This window comes from Salinisphaera sp. T5B8 (genome assembly GCF_040361255.1).
Taxonomy (GTDB): Bacteria; Pseudomonadota; Gammaproteobacteria; order Nevskiales; family Salinisphaeraceae; genus Salinisphaera.
This window is the reverse complement of the sequence record NZ_APNG01000044.1, coordinates 1-6,283: the sequence shown is the minus strand read 5'-3', so window position 1 is coordinate 6,283 and position 6,283 is coordinate 1. Positions and strand designations below refer to the sequence as shown.

Annotated in this window: 7 protein-coding genes; 4 read left to right on the top strand and 3 right to left on the bottom strand. The window is 61.9% G+C overall.

Features of this window, described 5'->3' with window-relative positions:
- On the top strand, positions 1-541 hold a 541-nt coding region (locus tag T5B8_RS19850; RefSeq protein ID WP_353180990.1), incomplete at its 5' end, for a transposase.
- 444 nt (positions 542-985) lie between these two features.
- On the opposite strand, the gene T5B8_RS19845 is transcribed toward T5B8_RS19850, so the two are convergent.
- Entirely contained in the window at positions 986-1,198 is a 213-nt protein-coding gene (locus T5B8_RS19845; protein WP_353180989.1) for a hypothetical protein, read from the bottom strand.
- Between the two features lie 163 nt (positions 1,199-1,361).
- Between T5B8_RS19845 and T5B8_RS19840 the strand changes: the two genes are divergently transcribed.
- Positions 1,362-2,681 (top strand): lipase family protein, encoded by a 1,320-nt coding sequence (locus T5B8_RS19840; RefSeq protein ID WP_353180988.1) that lies wholly within the window; start codon positions 1,362-1,364, stop codon positions 2,679-2,681.
- A 19-nt stretch (positions 2,682-2,700) separates the two neighbouring features.
- Here the strand turns inward: T5B8_RS19840 and T5B8_RS19835 are convergent, their stop codons facing one another.
- Positions 2,701-3,558, bottom strand: coding sequence for an arylamine N-acetyltransferase family protein (locus T5B8_RS19835; RefSeq protein WP_353180987.1), 858 nt, complete (start codon positions 3,556-3,558; stop codon positions 2,701-2,703).
- 320 nt (positions 3,559-3,878) lie between these two features.
- On the opposite strand from T5B8_RS19835, the gene soxR reads away from it, so the two are divergent.
- Positions 3,879-4,367, top strand: a complete 489-nt coding sequence (gene soxR, locus T5B8_RS19830; protein ID WP_353180986.1) for a redox-sensitive transcriptional activator SoxR — start codon at positions 3,879-3,881, stop codon at positions 4,365-4,367.
- A gap of 19 nt (positions 4,368-4,386) precedes the next feature.
- On the opposite strand, the gene T5B8_RS19825 is transcribed toward soxR, so the two are convergent.
- Complete coding sequence (locus T5B8_RS19825; protein WP_353180985.1) at positions 4,387-5,151, bottom strand: metallophosphoesterase; 765 nt, start codon at positions 5,149-5,151, stop codon at positions 4,387-4,389.
- Between the two features lie 622 nt (positions 5,152-5,773).
- On the opposite strand from T5B8_RS19825, the gene T5B8_RS19820 reads away from it, so the two are divergent.
- Positions 5,774-6,034 carry a DUF7218 family protein gene (locus T5B8_RS19820; protein ID WP_353180984.1) on the top strand — a complete coding sequence of 87 codons (261 nt, stop codon included), beginning with the start codon at positions 5,774-5,776 and terminating at the stop codon, positions 6,032-6,034.
- The last annotated feature ends 249 nt before the right edge of the window (positions 6,035-6,283 follow it).

Genomic DNA, 6,283 nt, shown 5'->3' with positions numbered 1-6,283 from the left:
CGCTCGGCTCGAATTATCAGGCAAATTGGCGGGGTTTTTCAGCAGCCCCTTAGGGGCGGCCTATGAAGCGAAAGAGACGTTTCATTGCCTATACGAGCATGATTCTCGCCGGGAAGCTGAAAGAGCGGCCCAGGCGTGGTTAAACGGTATACCTGGGTTGGTGGCGCCTCAGTTCAAAGAGACTGCTACCGCCCTTCGCAATTGGTGGGAACCGGTATTCAATTACTACGAGCATCCCATCTCGAATGGCTATACTGAGTCCATCAACCGCCTCGCGAAGGATATGAATCGAATGGGCCGAGGGTATAGCTTCGATGTGATACGGGCGCGGTTGGTGTACGACGATAAGGCACGCCGGCCGAATCGTAAGACCCTACGACAACGCATCCGGTCGACTTCTGCGCCATCGGATGCCGCTGCGACCGATTACCTGACATTCACCCGGGCTGCTGCTTCGACGACGACTGAAAGCCGGACAATCAACTATGGTCCCCATATTCCTAGGCTCTGTGGGCTTCTGGAAGCGGGTCACTTCGAATAGGCGTTCTGAGAACCCACATCCTGTGAATCTGCCGTGACTTGGCATAAACCACGAAAATCCACATGCGTGAGAAGGAACGAGTTCCAGCGCTGCTTACCCCGTCCACAGTAGATTCCGGATACCCGTTTTTATTTACTTTTCGCCAGACGGATCTTGTACGCGCCGACCCAGACTATTGGCTTGTACAGCATCCGGCAACTCCCCCGCACCGCTTTCGCGTCCGCCTGCTGAAAAACGGGAGTTCTTCCCGGCCACCCCGCTCAAGCGCGCGTGCGGGACCATGATGGGTAATCCCAAAAAGAAGAAAAACCCCGGTAGCGATTAGGTTACGCACAGGGTATTGATGTCGCAATGCAGCAGCCGCGGCGGGAGAAACCGCGCGGGCACCGGCGGCAACGACAATACCTGGCAGTTACGCCCGGGCGCAGGCAGCCCCACCGGATACTATTTTTCAAACAACTGAACTGAAACGATTTTTCTCTCATCCTTACGACCACCCGGCGTCCCAGGATGTTCATGCGGATCCGCTACGCTGCGCCCGACGCCGCCCAATGCGCCGGTTATGCGAAAGCACAACGCTGTCATACTGCGTCGGTGCGGACGCGCCTGATTGAGACTTTTTCCATCGAAATCCGGGCGATTGGCTTTAAAACGCATTTTTTAAAATCGCATTTCGTTCCCCTGGCTCGATGCGTCACGCATTCAGCGGCCCAGCTGCACGTCGGGGCCGCGCTTTTTGTGGGCTGCAGGTATCGGCGCGGAGAGCGCGGTCGCTGTACGGCATAACGCGCCGTCACGACTGACCGGTTATCGTTACCGCATGATCCGTACACGCAACGTCTACTCGCGCGCCGCAACCTGCCTGGCGATCGTGATGCTGGCCAGCGCCTGCGCCTGGCAGCCGCCGACAAGCGATCTCGCCGTACCGTCCCGCCCAGCAGCAGACAGCGCTGCCCGTTTTGCGAGCCCGCGTGCACCATTCGCCGCGCCCGACGACGACCCCTTTCATGCGCAGGCCACGCCAGCCGAGCTGGCCGCCACCGCGCCCGGCACGGTGTTGCGGTATCGGCGCATCGCCGCGCAGGCGTATTACTTTTTCGATGTCAACGCACGGGCCTGGCAAATTGCCTATCGAACGGCCGACGGCGACGGCACGCCGCAGGTGAACGTGGCGACCATTCTGGTACCAGACCATCCCCGGCCACGGCTGCTGTCGTACCAGGTGGCCTACGATGCACTCACCCGTCGCTGTGCGCCGTCCTACGAAGTGCTGAGCGGTTCGATGGTCGAGCACATACTCATGAACAAGGCACTGCAGCGCGGATGGATCGTGGTGATCCCCGACTATGAAGGCCCGGAAACGCAGTTTCTGGCCGGACGCAATTCTGCCCACGGCGTGCTCGACGCGATTCGTGCAACCCGGGCGTTCCTGCCGGATGCGTGGGTGGATACGGATACGCCGGTCGCGCTGTGGGGTTATTCCGGCGGGGCCTTCGCCAGTCTCTGGGCCGCTGAAATCGCGGCCGATTATGCGCCCGAGATCCCGCTGGTGGGGGTGGCCGCCGGTGGCCCGCCGGCCGATCTGGCCGGCTCGGCCGAGGCGGTCGATGGCGGTTTGTTTGCGGGTATGTATTTCGCTGCGGTGGTCGGCCTGTCGCGGGCCTACGATGCCATCGATACCGATCACCTGCTCAACGACGCCGGTCGCAAAATGTTCGCCGATGTGGGCGACAGCTGTATTGGTCAGGAGCTGGCCTGGGTGAAGGACCCACTGCTCTCGGGCTATGCCTTCGGCGATATGCAGGACTACACCACCGTCGACAATCTACTCGCGGTGCCAGCGGTCAAGAAAGTGATTGCGGACAATCAGCTCGGCCAGCAAGGCTTCGCCGCACCGTTGTTTTACTATCATGCGTTCTTCGATCAGGTCACGCCGCGCGACGACGCCAAGACGCTGGCGGGCAACTACTGTGCGGCCGGGGTACCGGCGGTACGTTTTGATTATGCGCTGGGCGAACATATCAGCGCCGCCCTCACCCAGGCCTCGAGCGCGGTCGATTATCTGGCTGACCGATTTGACGGCAAACCGCCGCCCAACGACTGCGAGGCGCTTTTGCCGTACGCGGCCCCGGCGCCGTAGTTCGATAGCCCCGGGGCAATTAGTCGCCGGCGGCGAGGTGCTCGATCAGGGGTTGCCAGTCGGGCGTAACCGGCAGTCCGAAGGTATCTTCGAGTGTACGGGCCAGGGCCTGGGCATCCAGATCAGTCGTTTGTTCGCCACCGTCGACAAAGGCGGTCTTGAAGCGGTTATTAGACAGGGTATGGCGCGCGTGATTGTGGGTACGCGCAATCATGAGCTGTTGCTTGAACAACGATTGCGGGTGCGTGGCGACATAGTGATTGGCAATCTCGAAATCGACCGGTTGCCAGTGGAAATCCAAGATTTCGTACATCGGCGCCCAGGCGTTGTCATGCCAGGATTCGAGCATATAGCCGTCGCGGGTTTCGGTCAGCCGGAACGTGCCATAGGGCTTGTGCTGCGCTTCGTCGGGTTTCCATGCCAAGGGCTCATTGGGCATGAAACCGCCGAAACCGACATCCACCAGCCATAACCGGCCATCGGCTTCGACCTTGAGCGAGGCATGACTGGCTGGCGGTGCGGGCCCGTCCAGCGGGTCGAAAATCCATACCCGCGCCAGATGCTGTTCCAGCGAAAAGCCGATGGCGTGCAGCGCGCGGCGAAGCAGACTGGCGTGCTCGAAGCAATAACCGCCACGCCGATTGTCGAGCATCTTGCGATCGATGGCCGCCGGGTCGAGATCGACGCCATAACCCAGCATGACATCGATGGCCTCGAACGGAATCGAGGCCATATGACAACGCACCAGCGCGTGCAGTACATCGGCCGTGGGTTCGAGCCTGCCGGTGTAGCCGATACGCGCCAGATAGGCCGGCAAGTCGATCGCCTCGGTGGCCGAACCGGCCTGTTCCGTATCGGCGTATGAAGTCACTAGCATCGCAAATCTCCACTGATTGGAGTCGGCGCTGTATCGAAAGCGCCAGACCGCTGCCCACGGCCATGGCAATCACCGTAGGTAGCATCGAACCGTAGCGCCAGCTTGCAACCTAAAGTAAGGTTAAGGTCAATAACCCAGTCGTGTTTTTTAATAACGACATGGGTCTGCCCAGCTTGAGCAACAGGCCATAGGCCCGGCACAACACACCCGGAATGGGCGGGTTCTACCTCTGATGGGCGTACGCAAAACGTCTTCACGCCACGGCCAACGGCCATGATCGCGACCGTGTCGGCGGTCGCAATTTTCGGACCATCGCTTACATGAAACCATCCACGAGCCCGAGCCTGCGCAAGGAACTATCCGTCGGCGAGGTCGCCCGGCGTAGCGGCGTGGCCGTTTCGGCGCTGCATTTTTACGAAACGAAAGGGCTGATCAGCAGCCGCCGCAATGCCGGTAACCAGCGCCGTTACAGGCGTGAGGTGCTGCGCGTGGTCGCGCTGATCAAGGTGGCCCAGCGTATCGGTATTCCGCTGGCAGAAATCGGTGACGCGCTGGCCACCCTGCCGCAACGCCGTGCGCCCACGGCCGAGGACTGGCGCCGGTTGTCCGATGGCTGGAAACAGCGCCTGGAAGAACGCATCGACCATCTCACCAAGCTGCGCGACCAGCTCGATGGTTGTATTGGTTGCGGCTGCCTGTCGCTGGAGGCCTGCCCGCTACGCAATCCCGACGATATTGCCGCCACGGCGGGTCCGGGAGCGCGCCTGTTCGACCCGGGCGCGGCCGCGCAGGACCAAGCGCCGGGCTGAGTCGCGCTTGCTACGCGCCTCAGACCTGTCGCCAGCCCTGACGGCAATCATCGAGATCGGCCGGCAACGACCAGACGTCGCCGTGCACACCCAGTTCGGCCACCGACAAGCGCCAGCCCATGAAAGCGCCGGTATCAAGCCATCGTGTATTGGCACGGGCGATCGCATCGCGCATCGGCGTATGGCCGAAGTAGACGACGTCGATTTCATCGACTGCCATCCCGCGCCTCTCCTGGGTGTCGGGCGCGCCTTCCACTGCACTGGCTCGGTCGCGGTTCCAGAGCAGCTGCGAAAACTCACGGGTATCGGCCACGTCGTGTTCGAGCAACGCGCGGGTTTTCGCCCAGCTGTCGGCCCACACCTCGGCATGTACCAGCCCCGCAAGTCGGCCGTCCTGCATTGCAACCTCGGCGGCCAGTGGCAGAGCGCGAACGCGCCGGGTCAGCGCCTCGGCCGCCGGTACGTCGAGCGCGTCGAACCAATCGCCCCCGTTCATATGCCACAACGCCCGGGCCTGCCCGCCCTGATCCACGGCATCGAGCAACATCTGCTCGTGATTGCCCCGGATGGCATGAAACCACGGCGCATCGATGAATTCGCCCGCGCGCTCGCTGTCCGGGCCGCGGTCGATCAGATCGCCGACCGAAAACAAACGATCGCGTGTCGTATCGAACGCCAAACGTTCGAGCAGCACATCGAGCATGTAGAAACAGCCGTGGATATCGCCCACGACGAAATCCCGGCCGGCGGTATTGGCGTCGAAATATTGAATCCGTGGGCCCATGGTCATCGCTCTTGCGCCTGCGCTTAATTATTCCAGGTGTTTGCCAAAGACCGCACCATGCCAGACGCCCGGCCCTACCTCCCAGCCCGCCCTCGCCCGTTGGTGGATCAGCAAAGCCTAATCAACATCGGATGCGGACTATGGGCGTCGAACGGCCACAGCGCTTCACGCCGGTTACGAGGCCCTTGCGTGTTGGCTTACGGCCTGCGGCCTAAGCCAACCTACGCGGCCCCGGCGAAGCCTCGAGGCCCGTAGGTCGGATTAGCGCAGCGTAATCCGACAGGGAACGTGGCGCTCGCGTCGATTCAGGCCCCTCGCGTCCGGGACGGCCATGGGGTGCGTTCTTGTTGGCTTACGGCCTGCGGCCTAAGCCAACCTGCGCGGCCTACGCGGCCCCGACGAAGCCTCGAGGCCCGTAGGCGGATTGGCCAAGCGTAATCCGGCATGGAACGCGGCCCAGCGCGCCAACCCGGCCAGGCGCTTCGCACCGCGCACGGCGCAGGTTCGGACTCGGTGATTCACGACGGATCGTGCCACAGCCAAGCGGATGGGTCGTTCTACGGATTGGCCTGATTCGCCGCCCTGCCAGAATTGCAGGCGTCATTCATGAGCGGATATCACCATGGCCGAAAACGACAGTGATCGCAGCAGCATCAAGGACCCGGAACAATACGAAGCGCTACGCGATGAAGGCATGAGCAAGGAGAAGGCCGCGCGTATCGCCAATACCTCGCGCAAAAAGGCGGGCAAGAAAGGCGGCAATCATCCGCAATACGAAGACTGGACGCGCGAACAGCTCTATGAAAAGGCCCAGCAGATCGGTATTGAAGGCCGCTCCGATATGGACAAGGACGACCTGATCCAGGCGTTGCGTTCGCACTGAGCTGCCTCGACCGGCGCAACACTCTGCTTGCGCCCCCGCCTCAAGACGGTTCCTGTCGGCTTACGGCCTTCGGCTTTAGCCAGCCTACGCGGCGTTGGCGAAACCGCGAGGCCCGTCAGTCGGATTAGCGCAGCGTAATCCGACAGGGAACGTGGCGCTCGCTTCGACTCGCCCCATCGCGTCCGAAACGGCCACGGGGCACGTTCTTGTTGGCTTACGGCCTGCGGCCTAAGCCATATATGGATCCGC